Origin of the sequence: Cupriavidus sp. D39 (genome assembly GCF_026627925.1) — a bacterium.
Classification (GTDB): domain Bacteria; phylum Pseudomonadota; class Gammaproteobacteria; order Burkholderiales; family Burkholderiaceae; genus Cupriavidus; species Cupriavidus ulmosensis.
Map to the genome: position 1 here is coordinate 94,821 of NZ_JAPNLE010000007.1, position 21,358 is coordinate 116,178.

The window sequence follows — 21,358 nt, forward strand, 5'->3', positions numbered from 1 at the left end:
CTGTCGGATGGCGGGACACAAGGGCACGAGCTTTCAGGTGACCTGGCGAACCGAGCGGGTCTGGCCGAACTCGTCGCATTTGGCTCCGAGTGATTTCGTCTTTGCATGCGTCCGACTTTGCAACAGATAGACGCCACTAAGGATGGCGGCCATGGCTACCGCGTCGACGGGCCGCAGCGATTCGCCCGCGATTGCCGTGCCCATCAGCAATGCGACCACCGGCGGGATGTAAGTGACGCTCGAAGCTCCCAGTGCACCAAGTCGCCCGACAATGAAGTAGTACTGGATGAACGCGAGCCCTGTGCCGGACAGACCGAGACCCAGCACGAGGCCAAGGAGCGCCCGGCTGTCGCCAGCAATGCGTGCGATGCCATGGAAGTCGGTTAGGCATGTGGCAATGACGAGCGCAAAGCCGATTTGCCATGTCGAAAGGGCGAGAGGCGATAGATCCAGGCCGGAAAGGAAGCGGCGCGCGTACACGAATGAGCACCCGACGCTCAGCGCGCCCGCGAGCATGTAGGCGACTCCAAGCGGATTCACGCCGGCATCGTTCGAGCCCCACGGCTGGGCGATCAGCAGAACACCGACGAACCCGCAGAGGATGCCAGCCAGCATCCGACGCGTGGGATGCTCCTGCCGCAACAGCGCCCAACCGCAAATGAACGAAACGAGCGGAATCGCGCCACTGAGCATGCCGGCCACGCCGGACGCGAGGAGCGCCGATCCTTTCGCGAAAGCGTAGTAGTAGAGCACCGTCGCAAGCAGCGACATCACGACAAAGTGATGCGCGTGCCGCAAGTGGCGCCATTTCAGCACGCCGGTGAACAGCGCGCATGCCAGTAGCGGCAGGAAGCCGAAGAGCACGCGCAGGAAGACGATCTGACTGGCGGAAAGATAGACGCTTGCCCACTTCATGAAGATGAAGTTGGTGCCCCAGATGAGGCCGCGGAACGTGTCAATGACTTTGCGTCACCTGGCTTCATGAATTTACTGTGCCGGACTGTGGTGTGTTTGGGGTAATGGCCTCCGATGGCGGCGGGTTGATCCAGACTGCTGTGGGCAGCCGCGGTGGTTCAGGGCGACGCCCTTTAAATCTGTTTGGGGACGCCCGGAATGCTGTGTCGAGTGCTGCCTGACGGGTGAGGTGCAACTCCTGGGCGAGCCCATAATGAACGCTGTGCGGCGTCATGAATCCGATGCCCGAGTGCCGATGCACGGTGTTGTACCAGGCGAAGAATGCCTGGCAGTGGGCGCGCGCATCCTCAATGCAGCCGAAGCGCGCGGGGAAGTCCGGACGGTACTTCATCGTCTTGAACTGCGACTCCGAGAAGGGATTATCGTCAGATACGTGAGGCCGGCTGTGGCTTTTAGTGATGTCCAGGTCGACCAGCAACGCGGCCACCGGTTTGGAGCGCATGCTGGCACCGCGATCGGCATGAAGCGTGAGCACGCCGGGGGCGATATCGTGGCGTGCCACGCTGTCGGCGATGAGCTGTTCAGCGAGTTCCGCGCTCTCGCGCCCGGCGATCAACCAGCCCACGACATGGCGGCTGAAGATGTCCAGGATGACGTAGAGGTGGAAGCACGTCCACCTGGCTGGCCCCTTGAGTTTGGTGATGTCCCACGACCACACTTGGTTAGCGCGCGCGCCAGCAACTCGGGCCTGGTGTAGGCCGGATGGACAAGCTGGTTGCGTCGCTCGCGCGAGCCGCCATTGGCCGCCAGCAACCGGTACATGGTGCGCACCGAGCCCAGGTAGCGGCCCTCGTCGAGCAACGTGGCGTGTAGCGCCGCCGGCGCGGTGTCGGCGAAGCGCTCGCTGTTAAGGGTGTCCAGCAGCACCTGGTTTTCCAGGGCATCCAGAGCCAACGGTGGCCGGGGCCGGGCAGTGGACCGTGGCAGTGGACCGATGAAGGCCATGCGACGCAGGTGGGCCCGCTGCCGGGCAGGCGTGCCGCGCGGCACGCCCAGGGCATGGCAGGCCGCGCTCGCGCCCAGGGCCGGAGTGAGCTCTTGCACAGCCGCCATTACGGCTTGTCGGTGTCGTCGTCGATCGGATTGCCCAGCAAGGCTGCAAGTTTTTTGGACGTCGATCACCAGCAGCGCCTTGTCGAGTCGCCTCCTGAGATTATCGCGCTCGCGCGTGAGCTGCGCGATGTGCCGCGCCTCGGCCCGAGTCTCGTCGAATTTGGGTCCGCGCTTTTGTGGGGCAAGGGCAGCCAGTTCGGCAGCCTCGCGCTGGCGCCGCCACGTGCTCAAGGATGACGAGTACACGCCTTCATGGCGCATCAGCGCGCCGATCTCTCCGGGCTTGGTGCAGCGGTCAGCCGCCTCCAGTATGCGGCGCTTGTCGGCGTTGGAAAATTGCCTGCGCCGAGCGCGAGCAACGACCTCTGAATCGGTGCCGGACGCTGACGCCAGCGTCGCCGATCCGGGCGCCTCTTCAGTCGCCCTACGGGCTCCTTGCGTTGCGCCCGGATCGGACACATTCTTGACGGCGGCCATCGTTGCCTTGGATGAGTTGTTGACGGTCATACCTACCTCGTTGCTCACTAATCTATCAGGGATAGGTGACGCACGTCATATTGGCACGGGGGGCCGAGCGCCGCGAAGGCGAGATGGGCGGGGTTCATGGCGAAGAATCTCGAACTGTGTTGCGAGTCTTCATTGTGGTAACGCCGCCGATGAACTACAAATGATTTAAATTTCCCCATGCAATAGAAAAACTGCATCATGCGACCCATTCCACCCTTGAAGGCCTTGTTTGTTTTCGAGGCGGCAATGCGACTCGGTAGTTTTACTCTTGCAGCCGATGAACTCGGGGTGACGCCCGGTGCGGTGGGTCAGCAGATCCAGAAGTTGGAAGACTGGCTCGGCGTGGCGCTGTTCGTCCGGCAGATCCGCCAGGTGACACCCACTGCGGAAGGACGCGCGTATATGGCGCAGATTCAACCTGCCCTTGCCGAAATCGTGCATGCGAGCCGGCGCTTGCGGGAGCGCAAGCATAAGGGCGTACGGCTATCCATGCCGCCCAGCTTCGCGGCAAAGTGGTTTGCGCCGCGAATGGCCGACTTCCTGCAGGCACATCCGGGCATTGCGCTGAGCCTGAGCACCTCAACCACGCTCGTGGATTTCGAGCTCGATGCAGTTGATCTGGCTGTTCGACACTTCAATGGGGTCGATTCCCAACTCTCGATACAACTGCTTTGCCCTGACGAGGCCCGCGCGTACTGCAGTCCGGCATATGCAGCGAAATGGGAACTGAAGCGGCCCGACGATCTTCAGGCGGCTACGTTGCTCCATAACACGCTTCATCCTCACTGGTCGGCCTGGCTGGCTCGCCACAGCGAACTCACCGACAGGCAAATCGAAGCCATCGCCGGCATCCAGTTCGACCAGTCCCTGATGGCGATCGGGGCGGCAGTCCAGGCGCAAGGGGTGGTGCTGACCAGTGCAATTCTTGTCGAGGCGGAAATTGCGGAGGGATTGCTGGTCGAACCGTTCAGCGAGGCGTTTCCACTATCGCTTGGGTACTACCTCGTGCACCCGAAGGCGGTGGAACTTCAGGAAGGTGGAAAAGCGCTGAAGCAGTGGTTTGCAGAAAGGATGGCGGCAAATGCATGGGCGCGTTCGCGCGGGACGTACGCGCGAGCAGAAAACTGATCTCCTGAAACGCATCGTCGAGGGCGTGAGCCAGATCGCCAATGTCCCCAAGGTCAATGTTTGGGGCTATGTCTCCGAGCTACCGCCGAGCCAGATGAATGGCTGTCTGAGCGCGAAGGCCAACGTCCGCAGCCGAACTCGGCCGTCCGATCGTCCCCTGAACTATACCGTCACCGCCGCAGCCTCGGCTCCCCCATCCCGCAAGCCGCCGAAAAACAAAAAAGCCGCCCCCACGAGGGGAGCGGCAGATTGCAGAGGGTCAGCCTCTAAACTACTAGCGCGTTACGCGCATGGCGCCACCGCTGGACACGAGCATCACCCGATCGCCAGGGGCAAACGGTTGATCGGCCTCTTACGTGACAGCCACTAGACGCCCCATGTCGGTACGGACAACGATCTCGTAGCCAGGCCGAGCGGGGTTCGACGCGCGCGCAGCAAGCTGCTGCGCTGCGAGACCCGCGACCGGGCCAGCGACGGCCGCGGCAACATACCTGCCGCGACCGCCGCCAATGGCTTGCGAGCCGATGACCGATCCCGCGATCGCACCGCCAATGCCGGCGATGCCCGAGAACGCGCCACCGTCTTGCGTCATGCCGCCCTGGATGACGACCGTACGCACCCGTACCACCGAGCCTTGCTCAATTTGCCCGCCGCGCAACGCTTCCATGCCTTGGTAGACATTTGAGGAGGTACGTTCGACGGCGCAGCCTGAGAGCGCAGCGATTGCGGTAAGGACTGCGAATAGCTTATGCATGATTTCACCTTTCTTGAGGGCGGGCGAAGCCATGCCATCGGGCATCGACATTCGCCCAATGGGTCTTGAGGAAACACGCCACAGAAAGTGGCGCGGGTTACTGCATTGCTGTGTTCAAACTGCAGTTGCCTGCGCCGGACCATTGCGGCCGCGCGGCAACTTGCCCTTCTTGCTGCTTACTTTCTTGCCCGGGCTTGGAGCTGGCTCAACGTACCCAAATCTCGCCCAGGCCGCCGGGTCCAGCGCCAGCGGATTGGTCCGGCCGGTAGCCAGGTTCACGAACACCCCCGAATACGGGAGTGCGCCGGTTCGATAGAACGTCCACAGCAGGTTGAAGGCTTGAACACCAATCGCCTGGTTGATGACCAATGACTGCTTGCGCAGTGCGTCGGCCATCGAGCAGGACGGCGCGGTGTCTTCCTTGTCGCCAGCCGGGTCGACCAGATCCGGGAACAGGTCCCCAACGTGGGGCAGGCGCCCCGGATGAGGTTGCCTGATTTCCCCCAGGATGACCTGGCCACGATCCGTTTCGTTGCCGCAGTCGAGGTAATAGGCTCCCCGCCCTTTCCGGTCGCCGACAGAATCGCTTCTCGCGCAGCACGGGTATCGACGCACCCGATCACCAGATCGGCGTGCAATGCCTCGGAGGCGGCGAGTTTGCGGGGTACCGCGACCCATCGTGTGCCCATGAGGACGTTGAGCCGGTTGACCAGCAACAGCGCCTTGTAGCCGCCGACGTCCTCAGGGTAGAAGCCCTGGCGGCCGACATTGGTTTCGCTCACGGTGTCGTCGTCGTAGACGGTGCAGTCAATGCCACCGGGATGTCCGAGCTCGAGCATGGCATGATGCAGTCGCGCCAGGTTCGGCAGCAGGGCGCTGCCCGTGCCGCCGGCACCAACCACGACCACCTTCCATGCCCCACTGATCATGCACGGCGGGATCCTATGTTGCAGCAACGTCATTGGCTTCTCCAACGGCATCCAACCAGGACACCGGAATGTTGTGGGAACGCTCGAAGATCCCCTTGGCGCAGAGCCGCAAGGCGACATCCATGCTTCGGGTATGACAGCGGCCAAGCACGACCGCGAACTTCACGTCGAAGCGATCGTCTTGGTCATCTGTCGTCGAGAAACCAGCGGCGAAGCACCCGTGTGAGTGGCAATCGACCACCAGGACTTCGTCGTCGGGGAGTTGCGGTCGGTCGTAACGGAGGCTGGCGCTGTCATGCGACAGCACGACCACCGGCACCAGGCGAAACGCCTTGGTCCCGGGGTTCCAGACAATCCACCCACCAGTTTCATTGGGGCACGCAGCCCTCGCCTGCTCAGCAAAGGCGCCGATCAGCTCCGGCGGAACTCGGCCGCACAGCAGTTCGGACACCTCCTCGACAACCCCATAGGGGATGGCCGTTGAGACCGCGTAGCTGCTGATGCGGCGGATGAGCCGGATCCAGGGCCGAAAGATCTCGATGAATACGCCGTTGCTGGCGACAAGCAAGCGCTCGCCTGCTGTTGTCATCCCTGCGACGGGCTCCCTCGTTGGGACCATGATGGTCGGGAAGGAGCGTTGCAAAGTGGAATCGAAAGGGTTCATGGTCATGTGAGCTCGTTGGCAATCAGATCGCCGAGAGTGTGTTTGAAGGGAACGAGGACGTCCTTTGGGTATGCCTTCCCGAACGCGCCGTCCAGCATGTCTTTCCAGAACGCGAACACGCCGCGCTTGTAGGCAACCCGTTTGCCGCCGTGGTTGGGGTGCGTGAAGGCCGAGTTGAAAAATGCATCCTCCCAGCCGGGAATCGCGCTCACGCCGATCTTCGCAGGGACCTTTGCGGAGCCAACGCAGATCTCTCCGGCGTCCCAGGTGTTGAAGTAAGGAGGCTCATAGAGCTTCGTCTTCGGCGTCGGCCGGCATTCGTCCCGCAGGGCGAACACGCGGAATCCGTCGACCGCGGCCTGAAACACAAGGCCGGGGTGCGGCACGATGCTGCTGCGATTGCCAAGCTCCTTCCCTGCAACGCGCCGCCGGCACCGGAGCTGGCCTTTGCCGACGCGGAGGAGAATTCCGATTGCGATGAGCCGGAAGAGCGATCGGAGGAATTCATCTATCACAACCTGGACGACACCGCTTCGATGGGTGCTGGCCTATCCTACTTCCGCAGCAAGCTTGCCGCACTTGGCGTCACCGTGCCGGAGACCATGTTCACTCAGGTCCTGCGCGACAAAGCACTCAACATCGGCAACCGCTATGTGGTCTATCGACCGGATGGCACCTTCGAAGGCTAAGCCGCGCCCGGCCCGTCCGCAAGGCAGGAAGCACGGCACAGACACCAGGCGTTCTCCGATCCCGGATCGGTACACCTGCACTGCCGCGTTTTCGGACTGCTGCTGCAGTCCCAAGGCGCGAAGCGTCTAGATGGTTTTCACAGCCGCCAGAGCGGCAAGTTAAGCCCAAGAGGGGAACCACTCCTTCACGGGTGGGTTCCCTCGCTATAGGAGAACCCACAATGCAAGAATCCGCAATGCTGCTCGAACAGCCGACTCTACCCTTGAGCCGGATCCGCACGAGCCGCTTCAATCCACGCCGGTTCTTTGATCCGGTGAAAATGGCAGAACTCGTTGCCGGCGTACGTGCGGCGGGATGCATCATGCAACCCATCGTTGTCCGCCCGGTTGAGGACGACCTCTACGAGATCATCGCCGGCGAGCGACGCTACCGCGCGGCGACCGAGGTGTTTGGCGTCGAGTACGCGATGCCCATCGTGGTGCAGGATGTCGACGACGAGACGGCGGAAGCCATGGCGATCATCGAGAACGTCTCCCGCGACGACATCGCGCCCTCTGAGGAGGCGGTGGCTGCAGCGAGGATGGTCGGCAAACTCAAGGGCGACCGAGACGAGGCGGCGCGCCTATTTGGCTGGTCCCGCGCGCAGCTCGACAGGCGTCTGGCACTGATGAATTGCAGCACTGCGGTGCTCAATGCCTTCAATGAGCGCAAGATCCTGCTTGGTCACGCCGAGCTGCTGGCTGCTCTCGCCAAGGACAAGCAGGACAAGCTTCTGCCGGTCATCATCTACGAGGCGAAGTCGGTCGCCGAGTTGAAGAAGACGATTGAGGCCGCTGCTTGTAGCCTCGCAACCGCCATCTTCGACAAGGCGGATTGCGCCACGTGTGCCCACAATTCCGCGCTGCAGACCGAGATGTTCGCGGAATCCATCGCGACCGGTAACTGCACTAATCGCGGGTGCTTCAACACCAAGACCGAAGCGCAGTTGACAGTGATCGCCGACGGCCTCAAGGATGACTTCCCTGAGGTTCGGATCGTCCGGCCCGGCGACAAGTACACGCGGATCCAGCTCGTCGTGGACGGGCCGACTGGCGTTGGCGAGGAGCAGGCCAAGTCTTGCCATGCCTGCAAGAGCTTTGGCGCGGCTGTCAGCAGCTTGCCCGATTCGATGGGGAAGACCTTCCGTGGCCAGTGCTTCGATACGGCCTGCAACTCGCGCAAGGTAGCCGCCGTTTCGGGCAATTCTTCGGGAAGGGCGAGATCCACCCCACCCTGGTCGTCTGGGTGCATTTTCATGATTGTTGGTTTTCCTTACTGTGTCTCGCCAACGCACAGGGCGGCGATCACGCTGCGGATGAGCTGTCTGCTGTATTCCAGGCGACTGCCGGACTGCACGCAGAAGTCGACGAGACGATTGGCGCCGTCCGTGACGATCGTGCCGTAGAGCACGAACGAATCCGGAGTGGCCTTGTGGAATTGATGGATGCGACCTTCGCTATCAAAAAAGCGCTCGTGATATCGCAAAAACGTGCGCGCGATGAAATCACGATGGTCGAATACGGGGAGCGCGCGGGCCAAATCCCGGCGCTGCAATGCGCCAATGGAATGGATCAGGCCAAGCTCGTCTTCTGTCCGGCAAGTGGGCGAAATGATCCGCGCAATATGCACGGGTTCGTCGCACTCGCGCTCGGGTTGAAGCTTCCCGAGCAGACGCATATATCCCCTGCCTACTGCTAATTCTGTCATTTCACCCCTTTCCGGTACATGCCGCTGCTGCGGCGATTTGAAAGCGGGGTAACGGGTTCAATTCTGCATCGTTTTCGGGGTGGCGCGCAAGAGAAACACCCAGAAAATGAATCGGAATTTGCGGTCGCACTCGCGAGATGCCGCCAGGAATCAAAGTGATGCAATTGACGGAAGAACAGGAAACCATCATCGCGGATCCACTGGGTAGCGACCTGGTGATGGTGATCGCCTTCGCCGGCGGGGCGAAGACCACGACACTGCGGCTCAAGGCCGCGGCGCACCCGAAAAAGCGCGGACTCTATCTGGCCTATAACCGGGCCGCTGCCATCGCTGCCCGCGAAACCTTTCCTCCTAACACCACCTGCAAGACAGTGCACGCCCTGGCTTATCCGCGGTTCGGCAGTCGCTACACCCACAAGCTGGTCGCCAACCTGCGCGTCGGAGACGCGATGCGGCTAATGGGGCTGGGCGAGGACTGGAAGCTGGGGCGCGAAGTGGTCGAGTGCGTTCAGGGCTACATCTGCTCGGCGCTCGACGAATTTCCGCAGCTGGCCGGCGTAAGCGGCGATCTCTCGCAAACACCGGCGCGACGCAAGCTTATCGCCGGGACTGCCAAGAGCCTCTGGCAACGGATGGCAGACCCGCGGGATGATGCGCCAATGGTGCATGATGGGTACCTGAAGTTATTTCAACTCTCCCGCCCGACCCTTCCCTTCGACTTCGTCATGCTGGACGAAGGACAGGACAGCAACCCGGCCACGTTGTCGCTGTTCCGCCACCAGAGCCAGCCGAAGATCATCGTCGGCGACCCCTACCAGAGCATCTATCAGTACCGGGGCAGCGTCAACGCCATGGACCCAGCCACGGCGTCTCGGGTCTACCATCTGAGCCGCAGCTTCCGCTTCGGGCCACAGATTGCCGACATCGCAACGAAGCTGCTGCAGGAGTTCTACGGGGAACAGCGCGTCATCGTGGGCGGCGGGCCCGATACCCAGATTCAAGACTTCCACCCGTACGGCCCTCACGCCTGGCTATGTCGTACCAATGCCGAGGTGTTCGCTCAAGCAGCCGCTGGTGTCCAGGCGGGTGAGTCCCTAGCCTTCGTCGGCGGCATCGATGGCTACAACTTCGCCCAGGTACTCGACGCGTATTGGCTCTTCATCGGGTGCCCCGATCAGATCCGCGACCCGCTCGTGCGCCAGTTCCGCTCCTTTGCAGAGATGGAGCGCTATGCCGATGCCGCCGAAGACCCCGAAACGAAGCGGCTCATCAAGGTGGTCGGTATCTATGGAGGCGACATTCCCGCCCTCATTCACGCGATCCGGCGCTCCCTCACGCCGGCGGGGCAAGCCGCCGATCGGACACTGACAACAGCCCATAAGTCGAAGGGACATGACTTGTCCCGCGTCGTCATGGCGGACTATTTCCCCGACCTGACGGATGACGATCTGGACCTGCAGGAAGCCAACCTTGCCTACGTCACGGTCACACGCGCCGTGCATTCGCTTCGCCCAAACAGCATGTTGCACGACTGGTTGTGCCAACTATCGTCTAGTCGTTAGGCCAGCGCTACTCCAATTGGACATTGAGAGCCGAGTCCCGATAGGCGCCTCCGGCGCGATGCACAGTCCCACTACGCGCAAAATCCGCTGGCACCAGATGACGATGAAGCAGTTGGGCATCATTGAACGCGTTGAAGGCGAGCGCGGCCTTTGGCGACTGAGCGAGAATGCACGCCAGAAGCTGCACAAGGCCAGCGCCGGTGTTCGGCTAGTCGCCTTCAGCACGGATCTCGGTGTAGCGGTCTGGGCCCGCTCACGGGACGTTTTTCCGCGCCTGGGAGAGCCGATCTCGCTCTGCGTTACGTCGCCGCCCTACCCGCTCCGCCAGGCGCGAGCCTACGGCAACCCGAACGAAGCGCAGTATGTCGACTTTCTCTGCGAGGCGTTGGAGCCAATCGTCCGCGAGCTGGTACCGGGCGGCAGCATCGTGATTAATATTGGGAATGACGTCCATCTGGCAAGAAGTCCTGCGCGATCCCTCTACGCCGAGCGATTGCTTCTCGCGCTGCATGATCGGCTCGGTCTCTCTCTCATGGACCGCATTCCCTGGGTCAACTACAGCAAGCCGCCCGGCCCAACCTGGTGGGCCTGCGTCAATCGCGTGCAGTTGAGCAGCGCGCACGAGCTGGTCTACTGGCTGACGAATGACTCGACCCGTGTTCGCTCGGACAACCGTCGCGTGCTGCAGGCGCATACCGAACAGCATAGGAAGCTGATCGCCGCCGGCGGCGAGGCGCGGACAGCAATCTATGGCGATGGCGCGTACCGTTTTCGACCCGGCTCCTTTGCCGGCGACACCGCGGGCCGATTGCCGCGCAATGTCATCGAGCGTGGCCACGCCTGCGCGGATACCCGGCTATATCGGAAGCGCGCGAAGGAACTCGGCCTCCCGATCCATGGCGCGATGCAACCCACGGACATCCCCGACTTCTTCGTGCGCTTCCTCACCGAGCCGGACGACCTGGTAGTGGATCCGTTTGGCGGCACGGTCCGTACCGGGCTGGCGGCGGAGAGGCTGGGGCGTCGGTGGCTAGTAACCGACTGGATACTGGAGTATCTGCGCGGCGCCGCCGAGCTCTTTCGAGGCTGCTCTGGCTTCGGCTTGCATCCGGCACTTGCATCCGCCAACTGGTCGGTATCCTAGGTTGGCCACAGCAAGCTCGAGCATCTCCACGCGAACGACCGGCGCGACAGCATCCTTGCGGTCACTTACGACCCTGGCTTTGCCACGATAGGTGGCAAGCCCTTTAAGCCCGTCCTGGACATCCATCCGGGGATCGATTGGGACGCCGGGCGGATCTTTCTCGATATCGGTCCGAAGCCGATGGCACCGAACGAGGACCTGGACAAGCTAAAGGCATTGGTCCGAGACTACTCCGAGGCCATCGGCTTCGTATTGCTCGCCTTGCGCAATACCCATCTCACCCCAGAGGCTCGATTGCAGGCAATCAGCCGCACTGTCGCGGGAATTCGCTGAGCACCTGGCCAGGTTCGGTGGCCGCAGTAGCCGCCCATGCCTGTGCCCGGGGCAATGAGTCGGGTTGCATCGGCGAAACGGTCCGTATCCTGGCCAAGGAGCCTCGGCATTGCGCCGCGGACATAGCGGAGGAGCGAGAGAGAATGGACCCGTGGCGCCCTATCCAGTTTATGCAAGGCCGCTCGCTCGTCGCGCCGGCAATGCAATCGAGGTCCAGCGCGACCGATTCGCCGGTCGCCGTAACGCCGGAGGTTCGCGCCCTCCTCGCCAAGGACTGCGTCGTCGCGATCGGTGTCAGCGGCGGGAAGGATTCCGACGCTTGCGCCATTGCCACCACACGCTATCTGGACCAGATTGGCCACGCAGGTCCGCGCGTGCTGATCCACGCCGATCTCGGCCGCGTCGAATGGCGCGATAGTCTACCGAGCTGCGAGCGCCTCGCCAAGGCGATCGGCTGGGATCTCATGGTGGTCTCGCGGAAAGCCGGCGACATGCTTTCCCGTTGGGAAGGCCGATGGGCAAACAATGTGGCCCGCTACGCAGACCTGCAATGCGTCAAGCTGATATTGCCGTGGAGTACGCCGTCCATGCGCTTCTGCACCAGCGAGCTCAAGGTCGACGTGATCACTGCCGCCCTCAAAAAACGGTATCCCGGCCAAGAAATAGTCAACGTTGCAGGGATCCGGCGCCAAGAGAGCGCCGCCCGAAGCAAGATGCCTGTCTCGGCGCCAATGGCAAAGCTCTCGCGGAAGGGCATCATCGGGCTCAGCTGGAACCCAATCATCGAATGGGATCTCTCCCAGGTATTCCGCACGATCGCCGGCGCCGGCCTGACGCTGCACGAAGCGTACACGCGATACGGCGCCAGTCGCGTCAGCTGCGCGTTCTGCATCATGTCCGCGGCAGCGGATCTGGCGGCAGCCGCGTCATGCGCCGACAACCATGACCTGTACGTTCGGATGGTCGAGCTGGAGGCCGTCAGCACATTCGCCTTCCAGGGCAACAGATGGCTTGCCGACGTGGCTCCCAGCCTGCTGCCGGCAGAGATTCGCGAGCACATTGAGCTGGCGAAGGTGGCGGCTACGGAGCGCCAAGCGATGGAAGCCATGCTGCCCGGCCACCTCCTGTAGTACGGCAGGATGGCCGACGTCGGTACCGACTCACGCCGAGGCAAGCCTGATCGCCCGGGTGCGCCGGCGCGTGTCCAGCCTGGTCGGCATCGACGCGCGGCATGTGACGCCGGATGCCGTCAGTGCGAGGTATGCACGCGAAGGCGGTGCTGTTGGTTCGGCCCGCATGTACACGCCAGACCTTTTCTCAGAGATCGCGAATCGGGAGATTTTGTTGTAATAACCATACATCTTGGTGGCATCTTGATTGACCGGAGTTCGGGCCGTCCAATGCCCATCTCGCGCGATCTCAGGAACTCCCGTCGCATGCCGCCAGAGGCTCAGAAACGCGCTGTAGGAGGCCCTCTACCCACCCATCCGCGGGAAAAGAGCCGCATTAGCCCTTCCGAGCAACAGGGCTATCTGGTTTTCGCTTTGTGCCCCGTCTGTCACAAACCTGCGGGACGCGGACATTCGAACCCCTCCCTACTCTTCTATCGTTTCTTCTTCATCGAGAAGCCGGGGTGTAAAGTCATCGCGACGCTCAAGCCGACGCAGTCTGTGGCGCGATCGCAATGCGGCGTTGGTGCAGCGGATTTCACTTTTGGAAAAGATGCCGGCGGGAGTTGATAGACCGGCATAACTAGGCAGGGAAAGCGATGACGGGTCAGTTTCACGACATTCTGACGGCAAGCAGTTACAGCGACAGCCGCAGCTATAAGCTAGCGTTCCACGGATATCGGGGAGTGTGGCAACAGGAACTTGGCCGCGCTAGCAACACATCCTTGAGCGCGAACATGGGAATACCCGTTGAGCGTGTTCCTCTCGCGGAGAAGGCCTGCTTCTTCGACACCGTCGTTCTGCAGCGCATCCCCTCCACATCGACCAGTCCGGTGCCCCCCGCAACGGTGTGGCCTGGCGTCGAGACACAAAGCACGCCCACCACTCCAGTCACACCCGCTAGGCAAGGCCTGACTGAGCGTCAACAGGACGTGCTCACCCACTTGCTTGAAGGGCTGCCAAATAAGCTCATCGCGCGCCGCTTAGGCCTGACGGTAAACACCGTCAAGGAACATGTCTCTGCCATCTTGCAGCGCCTTGGCGCACGCTCACGAACTCAGCTGCTATCGGGGATGAAGCCATTCCGCGCGCATGAGGTGCATGCCGGCAATGCCGCCAACTCGGCGGCGCATGATCAACCCGCCGGCGCCGCACTCAGCAGCACCCCAATCAAGCCGGAGGAGCTCGGCCTCACGAGCCGCCAGGGTACCGTATTACGCCATTTGCTCGACGGGCTATCCAACAAGGCGATCGCACAGCGCCTGGGATTGACGGAGAACACCGTCAAGGAACACGTTTCGGCGATCCTGGAACGGCGTGGCGCGCGTACTCGCATGCAGTTGATATCGCACATGAGGCAGGTCTTCACACCTCCGCCCGCTTCGGAGTCGGATAGCGACTGCCAGCAGGCCAGCTGAGGCGCTACACTTCGCAGCCGTCGCCTTCGGGGGATCTGGAAACCGTCCCGTTTAGCTTGGCGTTGTATGCGCGATAGGCTCGCTTCCGAGGCGCGCTGTTCGCTGTGATCGCCTCAATATCGAGCACCGTTCGGTAGCCGGCCGCGGAAGTCGTTCGCCGCGCTATCACGCACTTAACGCCTTGTTTGGCGGCTTCGGCAGCATCCAGCACCGCGCGAGCATTCCCCGGATCAAGCAGGAACGTTGCCTGCAGAGCACGCGCGAGCTGCTGTGCAGCAAGACGCTGTGGCGCCGAAAAGCGTTGCCCGGCAATCCACGCGTCGACATCGTCGCGGATCCCATTGGCCTCCGCGTCCAGCCCTCGTATGTCTTCGTCTTCCAGGCCGGCGCCGGCGACGACACACACTGCAGCTAAGGCGGCCGCGGCTACGATAGATTGCCAAACTTGCACCGTGTATCTCCCACAAGCGCCCGTGCGACAGAAGCGGCGACCAGCGTTGGTAGTGCGGCCGCCTGGGAGAGCTCAATTGACTAGCAGCTGCGAAACTGGCAATCCCGAAGACCAATCGACCTTGCGCAGGTAGTCCGGTCTCTGACAAGCCGTCACCAGTCTCTCGATCCCTGCGGCCTCCAGCCAACAACCGAGTGCCTTCCCTAGTTCATCGAACGCCAGCGGATCGCCCGGTGCGTCGAAGCCAATCAGGCAAAAGACCTGTCCCGTATCGTCGTTGTCCGCCCAGTCGATCCCATGGGCCAAAAGGCTCTGAACGGTCGACGTCACGAGCGCATCGCTGATCAGGTCGCTCAGATAGATCCCGACCGTTTCCGCCTCCTTTCTCAAGTGAGGCAACTCAAGATAGGGGTCGGCTTTGAGATAGCCCAGAATCGCCAGGGTGGCCCCGTCGCCGTCATTGTCCTGGGAGTGATCGACCACCAGCATCCCCCATTCGGTCCGGAGTGCACGCCGCGGGCGAAGCGCATCGTCCAATTGCCCAAAGTCGTCGCCGCCTTCGACGGCTGCCTTGGCCCTTGCAACGCCAATGACATATTCCGGCAACGACGTCAGCGGCCAGTTCTCCAGCGCCTCTGGGCCGATGCCCTTTGCCAGGATTCCGGCAACCTCTTCGGCCGAGTATTCGCGGTCCTCTCGCATTTCCTTCTCCAAGTTGATCGGCGACGATCAGTCGCCAGCGGGTGATCGATGGCTCGGGGCCTTCGCCAAGATGCGGTACAACGCCTGCCGTGAGATCCCCAGCTTGGCCGCGGCAGCCTTCTTCTCCTGGCCGCAGCTATCCAGCGCAGCCCTGACCTCCTCTCGTGACGGCGGTTGCCGGCGCGCCGGCGCATGCTTGCCCAGGTAAGCGTTGCTCTTGGATTCCCTGGAGTGGCCGGCGGCCTCAACAACCCGCTTCATCCCCTCACGGTGCAGGGCGTCCAAAGGCTTCGTTCCCCTTGGATCGCGGAAAATTCCCCGGTCACCCGGTGGTACAAGCCGTTGAGATATTGGTGCCGTAAGCCGTGCGAGGTGATCTGCAGCTCGCGCTTTGTCACCCCGTGGACCCTCAAGACGTAGTCATAGTGATTGCGCCACTGGTCTAGGCTGTACTCGATAGGAATCGTGGTGCCGCTCATGCTATTGGCCATCCGACATGCATCTTCGAGCAGCTTGTACTGCGCCTCGGTCTCGAGCTGCACCTTGCGTGGCCGCTTTGCTTTCGTTCCGTCGTCCACCCGCAACTGCCCATCTGCCGTTACTCGATGCGGCTTCAGCAGGAAGGACTCCTTTTTGCGAAGGCCGAAGGCGGCCTGAAGTCTCAATTGCGTCGCGACGTGCCGGTCGGACTGCTCGATCTTCCGCAACAGCCCATCGACATCTACCCCACTGGCGTCCCACGTCTTCTCAACCTCAGCAAAGTACGTGCGTCGGTAGTCATCAGGACGCTCAATGTAGTCGTCAAGCTTACCGACCAGGTTGTGCTTGCCCATCCAGGCGGCAATCGTCCGCAAGTACGTCAGCTTGTTCTCCACCGTCCCGGGCGCCTGCTTCAGCTCCAGCACCCATTTGCGCACAAGGTGCTCGATGTGCTTCTGCTTCAGGTTCCACGGACTGGTCAACTTGTAGCCGTCTTCCCGCAACTCCCGGAACGAGGCCAGCAGGTTGATGACACGCCGATACTGGGTCTCAAACGACACCGGCTTGTCGCTCAACCGATTTGGGCTGCGGATCTTCTTGAGGTGGTCGCCGGCGAGCAGCTTGAAGGCGTCGATAAAGGACGGCGGCAGGCCAGATCGCTCGGCGATGGCCGCGTAGTCGATTGTGATCACGCTGGCACTCCGAGGTCAGGGCTCGACGGGCGGATCCGTGCGGTCGCTGCGGCGACGCACCTCGATCTTCGCCTCGTGAAGCTCGAGGAACAGCGCACCCAGGAGCCCAACCAACAGCAGGGCGATCGCCGCAAGCTTTCCGGCCCGGTTGGGCCACAGCAAAAGGATCACCAATATGCCAACGGCAATCACGGTGCACAGTGCCACCACCTGCTTGACCAGGTTGGTTCCGTTTCCGTCCCTTTCTCTACTTGCCATCGAAAAATCCTGAGTACGTATGGGCGAAATGCCGTTAGTCGTCCGAGCTCCAGTCGCCGCTCGCCCCGCCGCCGTCGAACTGCCCGCCGTGACCAGTCACCTCGGCCGAGGCCCCAGCAGGGCGCTCGACCTCACTGGCGCTGGCGGAATCCGGCAGGCAGGCCCAACCGGCGTAGGTCGAGCCCACATCGTCCGCCGAACGTCAGGCTTCCCGACGAGGCCTCGCCCCACCCCGGGACTGCTGGCCCAGAGGCTTGATGCCGGCCTGCCCGCCCGGACGGCAGCGATTCGTGCCGCAATCGAGGGCGTGGGCTGGGCCACATCCGCGCCGTAGCGGAATCGGGTTCTCGCCATTTAGAACTCGCTATGCCGGATTGAACCTGACGGAAGCGGTTCCTGCGATCGCAGCCCCGGCCTTGGCGCAAGCTGGACGCCTTCCCAGTGTCGTTCCTGTTCGTACGCCGTCATGCCCGTGCCCCAGGCCTTGGGCCGCGGCGCAGGATCTGGCTCCGGAATAAGCGCAGGGCTAAGCTGTGGCCGCCGAGGCTCCTCGCCATCAGGCACCAGTTGGCCCAGCGCCCAGTCGAAGAAAGCCTCGGCCTCTGGCTTGCAGGACCGGAGTATCAATCTCCGAAGGTTGTACTCGCTAAGGAAGGTGATCTCCTGCGTGCCGCTAATAGTCTGGGTGGCCTTGCGCACGATACCCGCCGCAGGCAGGCAATGTTGAGCAACCATCGCGCTGCTGTTCAGAACGCCGAGACATCGGGCAACATCAAGCGCGCAATACCACCGACGGCCCTCGGTATCTCGGAACCCGCGGACAACCGCGCCAGCGCCGCCGAGTGGCAGAGGAGCAAACTCAACCTCGCCAGGATCAGAACTGCCTCGCCCCTCCCCGGTCGCTAGCCAGTTGTCCTCATGACGCACAACGGCGAGGCATACATCGGCGGCTACGCCAGGACGTTCGACGCCCCCGTCTTCGCTCTCCCGCGCGGCCGAGATTCGCGCCTCTGGCCCGCGCTGGCGCGGCGCCAGGTCGTCAAGCACCCAGTCCAGATATGCGTCTGCCTCAACCTTCTTGCACCGCGCAACCAGCCTTCGCAAATTGCCTTCGCTGAGGTACATGAGAGGCTCGCGCTTGCCACCGGTATCGGTGATCCGATGGCCAATTCCACCAGGCTCGCGACAAACACGCGTGATGGTCGCACGAAAATTCGTCAAACTGAGCGCACTCGCCGCGTCGATCGCGCAGTACCACTTTTCCCCCTGCGGGTCGATGAACCCGCGCACTGTCGCGCCCTGCCTCCCGAACGGAAGACGGCCTACTGGCTCGTTCCCCGCTTCGTCTGTCGCGTTCAATAGTTGATCTTCAGGGAGCTGTCCCATCGGCCACGCGCTCCTAAGCCGGCTGGTTGGCAAGTTGAAGCGCCACCAAGGCCTTCCAACCGCTCACGAGGATGTCGACCTTAGCTGCCTCGATGCCTAGCAGGTGCCCGATTTGCGCTGCTGTATTGCCCTTGTCGCGAAGCTCTGCGGCCTGCTTCATCTGCGCATGCCGCAGCTTCCGCGTGCTTTCCTGCCACTTTGCGAGATGCTCAAGCACCTTGACCTCGTGCTCCAGCTCGGCGATTCGCAGATCCTTCTCCTCCGCTTGAAGTCGGTACCGAATCGCATCCTGGCGGGCGAACGACAACTGAATTGGCAGCTTGCTCAGATCGGATAGCGCCTCCTCGAGATCTGGGCTCGCTGCGGGCAACTGCGGTGCTTTGCCTTCGTTCAACGTATACACGCCGCGCATCCGTAGCGCTGGTAACACCTCCCGCGTTACCCAGAGACGGAACGCCTTAGCTGCGGGCAGTTTGCACCCGAAGATGAGCAGGTACAAATTTGCTTCGTTCACAAACTGCAGCCTGCGGATGCCTCCGCTGGTGCTCGTGTCAAATTTCGTTACACCGCCATCATCCTCACAATGCGAACCGATGGCCATGCGGGAGTTGGCGTATCCGAGAACATCGCAGACATCGGTCGCACAAAACCAAGACTGCCCGTCCTTGTCAATCAAAGTGCGGACCGCATGTTCCTGATACATGAACTGGACTATGTCCTGTGGCCGCTTCGGCAGCCCCCCATCCCGGGCATCAAATACCCCATCATCCATACGAAACCTCCCTTCCAGAGCCGCTAGGAGCGTGTAATTCCACTAGCCCGCCTAGTGCGCCGAACGGCGCGCCACCCAATATTTATACAACGAAATTCTGGGCGAGCCGAAACCAAATTCGCTTGGATTTCCGATCCCATTCGGCGTCACCCAAATAAACCAAACAGCTCCGTCCTTTAGCGATTCCGCCGATGAGCCAGGCGCGTGGAGCAACGCAACCTGACCGTCGCAGCAACGTCTCCGTCACCGCTCCCACGCGCCCTACCGCTGGCCGTGGATTCTGATGGGCATTCTGTGCAGGCTGCCTTGGGCCTGTGTTGTCGGCTGAACCGCCGGGTGATTCCCATGCGGCCACCCCGTATGACCTCGCCATCCAGCCGCATCGCATCGGGCTTCGTGACCAGTGTCCCCGCCTCCTGGCGATCGGGATGTGTGTGTATTCGGTGTGCCGTTAGGCGTGTCCGTGTCCGGAGAAACTCTGTCTCATCCAGATGCATTTGCTAAAACAGACCGCTAAGCCAAGTGGTATCGCGTGTCCGGTGTCCTCAGTATTGGCAACCACAGGGCGCACCAGCTAATGAAAAGAAGCCAGTCACCGAAGGAATCGGACACGAATGTGCCGACCAACGACGAACTGGCTTTTTGGGAGGCACGCTGCGCGCAACGGGCGCAGGGCAATGCCTTGATCTAGGGACTACTGCTGATGACGCTCAGCAACGTTGAATTCGGGGCCCGACGTACGTTAGGCGTACGTCAATGATCGCGCATTTCAAGTCCTTGTGGAGTTCGAAACGTGCTGTTTTTTGATGAGTAATTGCTTTTGACCAGGTGGCATCGATAGGAAAAAATATTGCTCCGAGCATGCTCCGAACATGATCACTTAATTAGCAGTTCGTACTTCATTAGACACTCCATTTTTGCTTAATTTTTAAGCATGCTCCGAGCATGCTCCGAACAAGGAGAAAGCATGAAGAAAACCGATTCGATTTGCGTCGAAATCTGCATTAGTCCAAACGATGGCCCCTTGCACAACAGGCTGAAACAGTATCCAGGCTACGCTGGCAGCCGCGAGCGCGCGCAGTACGTCAAGTCACTGCTCATTCGCGCCTTCGAGACCCTGGAGCAAACTCCATACAGCGCCGTTTTGTCGGTGCATTCGCCAGTTGCGGCGAGCCAAACCGCATCCAGAATCGGGAAGCACGAATTTTAAGGAGAAGGGTATATGTCGACTCACAACGGCGCCCGCTTTGCGGTAGGGATGGATGTTGGCTTTGGAAACCTGAAGACTTGCTGGGGCGATGGCGAACTGATGTACCCCGCACGGACCAAGTCAGAGGGCGCTGCGCATAGGGGAGATTCGCATCGTCTGAATCGCAAGGAACATACCTTGGACGAGGTACGGGTTACCGTCGACGGGCAAACCTACCTCGTTGGCCCAGACACGCATCTCCACACCTGGGAACCGATGGTCGCGGACGATTTCTGCAACCGTCCGGGGTACAAAGCGCAGGTGATCGGCGGCCTCTATTACATGTTTCGAAAGACCGGCGTTCTTCGCCGCACTATCCCGGTTCTGGTCCTCGGCCTTCCGGTTTCGACCTTTAAGATCCACCGCGATCAGCTGCTCGATCAGTATCAGCACAAGGCACTCACCGTCCCGGTCCCGAGCTCGCTGCAGGGTACTTACGGAAGGGAGGTGATGGTCAGGGTCGAAGAGGTCAACATCCTCCCGCAACCGGTCGGCAGTCTGATCGCCTGGTCCGTGGACGAAGGACAAGATCGAAGTCGCGAGATTCAGGACGACCGCAACAACCTTACGATTGACCCTGGCGCCCGCACGTTCGATTGGTACGCCTCAAGAGGAACAAAGCCGGTCTACGACGAGTCCGGCGCAATTCCAGGTGGGGTGACATCGATCGTCTACTCGCTGGCCGACTACATGACCAAGGCGCTGGGAACCTACATTGATTATCGGACAGCCGAGATGTGCCTGTCGCGCCAGCAGTTGTCCGTTGTTGGACTAGGTAGTGTCGACATGCAGCCGTTCCATGTGCGAGCCAAGGAACTGGTCGACGAAATGGTTGACGGGTTCATGAACCGCATTAGGTCCTCTACGTTCGACAACGTGCTCCTCACCGGGGGCGGCCTGGGTCTGTTTGAGGAAGCGCTTCGCAAGCGTTTCCCGCCGGACGATATCCGCAAGGTTTCGAATCCGATCATGGCGAATGCTCGCGGCTACTACCGCTGGGGGATCTCCTGAGCGATAGCCGCGGCCGCCCCGCCAAGGCCAAGGATTCCGGCAAATAGTTGGCCAATTATTCGCCAGAATCGCCCGCATCAGGCAAGCAGAACGCGGTTGCGCTGGCCTCGAGCAAGTTGCCCACGTGGACAACTTTTGGCATGCTAACTCACTGATTCTATTGGGGACGAGTTTTCACAGCGGCGAAAAGATTGCTCAAATTTGGCCGATGTCAGATAGACTAGTGCACCATTTCGTCCAGGTTTCGGTGCTCTCGGCATATTCGCGCCGGCATATACTATCTCT

At 61.5% G+C, this 21,358-nt stretch carries 22 protein-coding genes and 2 pseudogenes; 11 read left to right on the forward strand and 13 right to left on the reverse strand.

The window, feature by feature from the left end; translation table 11 throughout:
* Positions 1–33: 33 nt before the first annotated feature.
* On the reverse strand, positions 34–960 hold the full coding sequence (locus tag OMK73_RS07345) for a DMT family transporter (protein ID WP_267602056.1): 927 nt from the start codon (positions 958–960) through the stop codon (positions 34–36).
* A gap of 19 nt (positions 961–979) precedes the next feature.
* Positions 980–2,421, reverse strand: a protein-coding gene (locus OMK73_RS07350; RefSeq protein ID WP_420715504.1) for an IS3 family transposase whose coding sequence is annotated in 2 segments (ribosomal slippage) — positions 980–1,641 and positions 1,641–2,421 — 1,443 coding nt in all. Because the reading frame shifts where the segments join, the coding sequence is not laid out codon by codon here.
* A gap of 312 nt (positions 2,422–2,733) precedes the next feature.
* Between OMK73_RS07350 and OMK73_RS07360 the strand changes: the two genes are divergently transcribed.
* A complete protein-coding gene (locus OMK73_RS07360; RefSeq protein ID WP_267601453.1) occupies positions 2,734–3,663 on the forward strand; it encodes a LysR substrate-binding domain-containing protein in 930 nt (309 codons plus the stop codon).
* A 352-nt stretch (positions 3,664–4,015) separates the two neighbouring features.
* Here OMK73_RS07360 and OMK73_RS07365 read toward each other — a convergent pair whose 3' ends face one another.
* The 4 genes and pseudogenes from OMK73_RS07365 to OMK73_RS07380 all read right to left on the reverse strand — a co-directional run.
* Positions 4,016–4,417, reverse strand: coding sequence for a hypothetical protein (locus OMK73_RS07365; RefSeq protein WP_267601454.1), 402 nt, complete (start codon positions 4,415–4,417; stop codon positions 4,016–4,018).
* Positions 4,418–4,531: 114 nt separating this feature from the next.
* Positions 4,532–5,379: pseudogene (locus tag OMK73_RS07370) on the reverse strand (PRTRC system ThiF family protein).
* Complete coding sequence (locus tag OMK73_RS07375) at positions 5,360–6,016, reverse strand: PRTRC system protein A (protein ID WP_420715486.1); 657 nt, start codon at positions 6,014–6,016, stop codon at positions 5,360–5,362. The pseudogene OMK73_RS07370 and the gene OMK73_RS07375 overlap by 20 nt, the downstream one beginning before the upstream one ends.
* Positions 6,013–6,423, reverse strand: a pseudogene (locus tag OMK73_RS07380) (PRTRC system protein B); the annotation flags it as partial. The gene OMK73_RS07375 and the pseudogene OMK73_RS07380, both read right to left, overlap by 4 nt.
* On the opposite strand from OMK73_RS07380, the gene OMK73_RS07385 reads away from it, so the two are divergent.
* From OMK73_RS07385 to OMK73_RS07420, 8 genes are all read left to right on the forward strand, one after another.
* Positions 6,388–6,699 carry a hypothetical protein gene (locus tag OMK73_RS07385; protein WP_267602099.1) on the forward strand — a complete coding sequence of 104 codons (312 nt, stop codon included), beginning with the start codon at positions 6,388–6,390 and terminating at the stop codon, positions 6,697–6,699. The pseudogene OMK73_RS07380 and the gene OMK73_RS07385 sit on opposite strands and share 36 nt — an antisense overlap.
* A gap of 221 nt (positions 6,700–6,920) precedes the next feature.
* On the forward strand, positions 6,921–8,144 hold the full coding sequence (locus OMK73_RS07390; protein ID WP_420715487.1) for a PRTRC system ParB family protein: 1,224 nt from the start codon (positions 6,921–6,923) through the stop codon (positions 8,142–8,144).
* 26 nt (positions 8,145–8,170) lie between these two features.
* A complete protein-coding gene (locus OMK73_RS07395; protein ID WP_267601455.1) occupies positions 8,171–8,437 on the forward strand; it encodes a hypothetical protein in 267 nt (88 codons plus the stop codon).
* 167 nt (positions 8,438–8,604) lie between these two features.
* Positions 8,605–10,008: a UvrD-helicase domain-containing protein gene (locus tag OMK73_RS07400; protein ID WP_267601456.1), complete on the forward strand. Its 1,404-nt coding sequence runs from the start codon at positions 8,605–8,607 to the stop codon at positions 10,006–10,008.
* A 103-nt stretch (positions 10,009–10,111) separates the two neighbouring features.
* A complete protein-coding gene (locus OMK73_RS07405; RefSeq protein ID WP_267601457.1) occupies positions 10,112–11,152 on the forward strand; it encodes a DNA-methyltransferase in 1,041 nt (346 codons plus the stop codon).
* Positions 11,153–11,332: 180 nt separating this feature from the next.
* A complete protein-coding gene (locus OMK73_RS07410; protein WP_267601458.1) occupies positions 11,333–11,485 on the forward strand; it encodes a hypothetical protein in 153 nt (50 codons plus the stop codon).
* A gap of 143 nt (positions 11,486–11,628) precedes the next feature.
* Positions 11,629–12,615, forward strand: a complete 987-nt coding sequence (locus tag OMK73_RS07415; protein WP_267601459.1) for a phosphoadenosine phosphosulfate reductase family protein — start codon at positions 11,629–11,631, stop codon at positions 12,613–12,615.
* A 638-nt stretch (positions 12,616–13,253) separates the two neighbouring features.
* Complete coding sequence (locus tag OMK73_RS07420; protein WP_267601460.1) at positions 13,254–14,072, forward strand: response regulator transcription factor; 819 nt, start codon at positions 13,254–13,256, stop codon at positions 14,070–14,072.
* Between the two features lie 4 nt (positions 14,073–14,076).
* Here OMK73_RS07420 and OMK73_RS07425 read toward each other — a convergent pair whose 3' ends face one another.
* From OMK73_RS07425 to OMK73_RS07455, 7 genes are all read right to left on the reverse strand, one after another.
* Positions 14,077–14,523, reverse strand: coding sequence for a hypothetical protein (locus tag OMK73_RS07425; RefSeq protein ID WP_267601461.1), 447 nt, complete (start codon positions 14,521–14,523; stop codon positions 14,077–14,079).
* A gap of 72 nt (positions 14,524–14,595) precedes the next feature.
* On the reverse strand, positions 14,596–15,225 hold the full coding sequence (locus tag OMK73_RS07430; RefSeq protein WP_267601462.1) for a hypothetical protein: 630 nt from the start codon (positions 15,223–15,225) through the stop codon (positions 14,596–14,598).
* A 27-nt stretch (positions 15,226–15,252) separates the two neighbouring features.
* Positions 15,253–15,486, reverse strand: coding sequence for a helix-turn-helix domain-containing protein (locus OMK73_RS07435; RefSeq protein WP_267601463.1), 234 nt, complete (start codon positions 15,484–15,486; stop codon positions 15,253–15,255).
* Positions 15,483–16,397 (reverse strand): integrase domain-containing protein, encoded by a 915-nt coding sequence (locus tag OMK73_RS07440; protein WP_267601464.1) that lies wholly within the window; start codon positions 16,395–16,397, stop codon positions 15,483–15,485. The genes OMK73_RS07435 and OMK73_RS07440 overlap by 4 nt, the downstream gene beginning before the upstream one ends.
* 15 nt (positions 16,398–16,412) lie before the next feature.
* A complete protein-coding gene (locus tag OMK73_RS07445) occupies positions 16,413–16,655 on the reverse strand; it encodes a hypothetical protein (RefSeq protein ID WP_267601465.1) in 243 nt (80 codons plus the stop codon).
* Between the two features lie 354 nt (positions 16,656–17,009).
* Positions 17,010–17,945 (reverse strand): BRO family protein, encoded by a 936-nt coding sequence (locus OMK73_RS07450; protein ID WP_267601466.1) that lies wholly within the window; start codon positions 17,943–17,945, stop codon positions 17,010–17,012.
* 109 nt (positions 17,946–18,054) lie between these two features.
* Positions 18,055–18,813, reverse strand: coding sequence for a Bro-N domain-containing protein (locus tag OMK73_RS07455; protein WP_267601467.1), 759 nt, complete (start codon positions 18,811–18,813; stop codon positions 18,055–18,057).
* Positions 18,814–19,780: 967 nt separating this feature from the next.
* On the opposite strand from OMK73_RS07455, the gene OMK73_RS07460 reads away from it, so the two are divergent.
* A complete protein-coding gene (locus OMK73_RS07460; protein ID WP_267601468.1) occupies positions 19,781–20,023 on the forward strand; it encodes a hypothetical protein in 243 nt (80 codons plus the stop codon).
* 12 nt (positions 20,024–20,035) lie between these two features.
* Positions 20,036–21,073, forward strand: coding sequence for a hypothetical protein (locus OMK73_RS07465; protein WP_267601469.1), 1,038 nt, complete (start codon positions 20,036–20,038; stop codon positions 21,071–21,073).
* Positions 21,074–21,358: the final 285 nt, after the last annotated feature.